The sequence below is a fragment of the Parapedobacter sp. GCM10030251 genome (genome assembly GCF_042666505.1).
Lineage (GTDB): Bacteria > Bacteroidota > Bacteroidia > Sphingobacteriales > Sphingobacteriaceae > Parapedobacter.
The window spans coordinates 1-3522 of sequence record NZ_JBHTDN010000019.1 but is presented as its reverse complement, the minus strand read 5'-3'; the positions used below and the strand labels follow the sequence as shown (position 1 = coordinate 3522).

Below are 3522 nucleotides of genomic sequence, written 5' to 3'. Positions count from 1 at the left end.
GAAGCCACGGTGGCCATTGCGGACGACGAGCGCAGCGATCCGGCCAGCCAGGTGCTGACGGTAACGGCCAGTGCGCCGGATGCGGCAGAGCCGGGCACGGACGGGGAGTTCACGGTCAGCCTGCCTGCAGGAGCCACCTCTTCGGAAGCGATCACCGTAAACTACACGATCGGCAGCAGCACTGCTGTTGCTGGCGAAGACTATGCGTCCATCACCAGCACGCTGATCATTCCGGCCGGTGAGAACCGTATCGTAATACCGGTCGATGTGCTGGACGACCGGATCATCGAAGGCGACGAGACGGTAGTGCTGGAGATCACTGGCGGCAGCTCGGCGAGCTTCAGCTTCACAGCGGGGGCAGCCAACTCAGCCACGGTGACCATCGCCGACAATGAAAGCAGCGATCCAGCTAGCCTGATGCTAGCGGTAACGGCTAGCCAGCCGTATGCCGCAGAGCCGGCTACAAACGGCGAGTTCACCATAAGTCTTCCTGCGGGCATCACTTCGGAAGAACAAATTACGGTAAACTATACAATGAACGGCACGGCTACTGCAGACGGTGACTACACAGCGATCACGGGCGTGCTGGTGATCCCTGCCGGCGCGAACGGTGTTTCGGTGCCAGTATCGGTACAGAATGACCAGATCATTGAAGGTGCTGAAACGGTGGTGATGACCCTTGCGGGCGGCAGCTCAACCAGCTTCACCCTTACGGCAAGCGATACCAACGGCAGTGCAACGGTGAATATTGCCGATGATGACAATACGGCGCTGAATCAAACCTTAAGTGTCGTTAATACCAGAGACGGTGCCGAGCCGGGCATCAATGGCGCATTGATGATCAGCCTGCCTTTAGGCATAACGGCAGCGGAAGACATCATGGTAAATTATGCTGTGACAGGTACGGCCACGAGCGGCACGGATTATACGGCACTTACCAGTTCGGTAATCATCCCCGGTGGAGAAAACGGTATTGCTGTACCGGTAGTGGTGATCGATGACCGGATCATTGAAGGTACCGAAACGGTGGTGCTGACCTTAACCGGAGGCACATCAAGCAGCTTTGCCTTTACGGCAAGCGGTACTGATGGCGAAGCGGCGGTACATATTGCCGACGATGAAAATACAGATGCAAACCGGATACTAAGCATTGCCGGTACAACGGACGGTGCAGAGCCGGGCACTGATGGTGCATTTACCATCAGCCTGCCTTCGGGGATAACGGCAACAGCGGATATCACGGTGAACTACACGGTAACAGGGACGGCCACCGGCGGCACGGATTACACGGCCCTTACCGGCACGGTAACCATCCCTGCGGAAGAAAACGGTATTGCTGTACCGGTAACGGTGAGCGATGACCGGATCATTGAAGGTGCTGAAACGGTAGTGCTGACCTTAACTGGAGGCAGCTCAACAAGCTTGGCCTTTACCGCAAGCAGTACCGATGGCGAAGCAACGGTAAACATCGCAGACGATGAAAGCACCGTGCCGGCGAACCTGGAGCTTGCCGTCAGCAAAGGCGCCGACGGTTCGGAACCGGGCACAGACGGCAGCTTCATGATCAGCCTGCCATCGGGAATAACGGTGTCAGAAGACATTACCGTGAGCTACACCGCGACGGGGACTGCTGAAGCAGGAACAGACTTTACTGCCCTTACCGGAACGATAGTCATCCCTGCTGGAGAAAACAGTATTACTGTACCCGTAGCAGTGAGCGATGACCGGATCATTGAAGGTTCGGAAACGGTGATCCTGACGCTGACTGGCGGCACTTCGGCAAGCTTTACCTTCACGGGTACAGGAAGTGCGACAGTGGAGATAGCAGACGATGAAAGCACCGTGCCGGCGAACCACGCACTGAGCATCATCAATAACGGTAATGCGTCAGAACCCCGTACAGACGGCAACTTTACCATCAGCCTGCCTGCAGGCATTACAGCGGCTGAAGACATCACGGTAACCTATACGGTAGGGGGCACCGCCACAGCGGGCCTTGATTACACCGCGCCGGCCGGCACGGCGGTGATCCCCGCAGGTCAGAACAGTGTTATGGTACCCGTAAGCGTATTGGACGATCATTTAAGGGAGTCTGCTGAAACCGTTGTTATGACCCTTACGGGGGCATCTTCTCCCGGCATCACCGTATCCATAGGCACCGCAAATACGGCAACAGTGGTAATTGCGGATGATGACGACAATTCAGACTTATCGGTGACCATGGCAGTGGATAATGCCTCACCGATGGTTGGAGGCACAGTGGTCTTTACCATCGGGGTGACCAACGCGGGCCCTGAAGGTGCCACCGGGGTAGCGGTGCTGGGCGGGCTGCCATCGGGCTATACGTTCGTATCTGCGGAAGCATCTGGGGGCAGCTATGATGCGGCATCCGGTGTCTGGACGGTTGGCGGCCTGGCGAGCGGCGGAAGCCGGACACTGCGGATCACGGCCCTGGTGAATGGTGAGGGCGACTACCTGAACCGTGCGGAAGTGCGCGGCAATGAGGACGACCCGGATAGCGGGAACAATACGGCGGAGATAACGGTCATTCCGGTGCGCCCCCCTCAGGCGGTGGATGACGCTGTCGGCGGGACCTCGAACAGGTCTTTAACCATTTCGGTGCTGGGCAACGATGAAGAGCATACCTATCCTGTGGATGCTTCCTCGATTGAGATCGTCAGCGCGCCGCAGCACGGCACGGCAAGCATCGGCACGGACGGTACGATCACCTATGTCCCTGCAACGGGATATGTGGGCGAGGACCGGTTCTCTTACCGGGTGAAAGACAGCGAGGGCCACTGGAGCAATGTTGCCGAGGTAGCCGTGACGGTAGCGGCCAATCCGTTGAGAATAACCAACATCTTCACACCGAACGGGGACGGCCAGAATGACCGGTTCGAGATCATCGGGCTGGAAGCATTCGACCGGGCGGAGCTGGTGGTGTTCAACCGCTGGGGCAATGAGGTGTACCGGCACAACGACTACGACAATTCGTGGGGCGGCGGGGATATCTACGAGGGTACGTACTATTATGTGCTGACGCTGCACAAGGGCGGCACCCAACAGGAGGAGAAGGGCTGGGTGGTACTGAAGCGGAAATAGTGAGGGGGTTTGATAATCGAACAGAAAAACATAAGATGAGACGCAACGCATATATTTACCTGCTGGCCGCGATGCTGGGCATTCCGGTGGCCGCCCGTTCGCAGCAGAACATCCAGTTCACGCAATATATTTTCAATTCGATGAGCATCAACCCGGCGTATGCGGGCTACAAGGAGGAGTGGTTCGGGCAGCTGGGGCTGCGCAGCCAGTGGGTCGGGCTTGACGGTGCCCCGCAGACGGGTCTGCTGTCGGTTGACGGGCTGCTGGACGGAAGCACCTATAAGCGGCACGGCCTGGGGGTGCAGCTGACCACGGACCGTCTGGGCCCGCAGTCGGCCAGTTCGGCGTATGTGAACTACGCGTTCCGGCTGCGGCTGGATGACGAGGACACGCAGCGGCTGAGCTTCGGGCTGGGTGCCG

2 protein-coding genes are annotated in these 3522 nt (G+C 58.2%); both read left to right on the top strand.

The features are described from left to right. Nucleotides 1-3102: Calx-beta domain-containing protein (locus tag ACFQRK_RS23250; protein WP_379010764.1), on the top strand; the 3102-nt coding region annotated here is incomplete at its 5' end. A gap of 35 nt (nt 3103-3137) precedes the next feature. Continuing rightward, nucleotides 3138-3522: PorP/SprF family type IX secretion system membrane protein (locus tag ACFQRK_RS23245; RefSeq protein WP_379010762.1), on the top strand; the 385-nt coding region annotated here is incomplete at its 3' end.